Annotated in this window: 1 protein-coding gene; it reads right to left on the bottom strand. The window is 73.1% G+C overall.

Translation table 11 applies throughout. From position 1 onward, the window contains the following. The coding region (locus G6021_RS13245) for a uroporphyrinogen-III synthase (RefSeq protein WP_182641491.1) at positions 1-1,085 on the bottom strand (1,085 nt) is incomplete at both ends.

The following is a 1,085-nucleotide window of genomic DNA, read 5'->3' as shown; positions in this document are numbered from 1 at the left end:
CGAGGAGGCGGCAGCTCCCCGGCCTCACGCAGCTGGTCCGCGTGGGCCGCGAGCGCGTCCACCAGGTCGAGCACCGACGCGTTGTCCGGCTGCACGTCCACGCGCAGTCCGAACTCGGCGGCGGTCTCGGCGGTGCGCGGGCCGATGCAGGCGATCAGCGTCCGGGAGTGCGGCTTGCCGGCGATCCCCACGAGGTTGCGGACCGTGGAGGAGCTGGTGAAGCACACGGCGTCGAACCCGCCGCTCTTGATCATCTCGCGGATCTCGGCGGCCGGCGGGGCCGCGCGGACGGTGCGGTAGGCGGTGACGTCCTCGATCTCCCAACCGCGGCCGGTCAGGCCCTCGGCGAGGGTCTCGGTGGCGATGTCGGCGCGCGGCAGCAGGACCCGGTTGACGGGGTCCAGCACGTCGTCGTACGGCGGGAAGACCTCGAGCAGGCCCTGGCTGGACTGCTCACCGGAGGGCAGCAGCTCGGGCTGGATGCCCAGCTCGCGGACGCGGGCGGCCGTGCCTTCGCCGACGCAGGCGATCTTCACACCGGAGAACGCGCGGGCGTCCAGGCCGAACTCGACGAACTTCTCCCACACGGCGCGCACGGCGTTGGAGGAGGTGAACACGACCCACTGGTAGCGGCCGTCGACGAGGCCCTTGACGGCGCGCTCCATCTGGGCGGGGCTGCGGGGCGGCTCGACGGCGATGGTGGGCACCTCGACGGGCACGGCGCCGTGCTCGGCGATGCGGTCGCTCATCTCGGCCGACTGCGCCTTGGTGCGGGGCACGAGCACGTTCCAGCCGAACATGGCGCGCGACTCCCACCACTGGTGGCGGTGACGCTCACCGGCGGACTTGCCGATGGTGACCACCAGGTCCCCGTCCATGTCGCGACCGACCTCGGCCATGGTGGCCAGGGTACCGTCGGCGGACTTCTGGGCACAGAGCGAACCGGAGCAGGTCACGGTGACCGGGGTGCCGGCGGCCAGGCCCTGCTCGGCGAGGTTGGAGGCGGCCTCGGCCAGGTGCCGGCCGGTGGTGCGAAGGACGATCGGGCCGGGCGAGCCGACGAGGGCGGCCCAGTCGACCTTGCC

The sequence above is a fragment of the Dietzia sp. CW19 genome (assembly GCF_014145265.1).
In the GTDB taxonomy this organism is placed as follows: domain Bacteria; phylum Actinomycetota; class Actinomycetes; order Mycobacteriales; family Mycobacteriaceae; genus Dietzia; species Dietzia natronolimnaea.
This window is presented reverse-complemented; position numbering and strand designations above follow the sequence as displayed.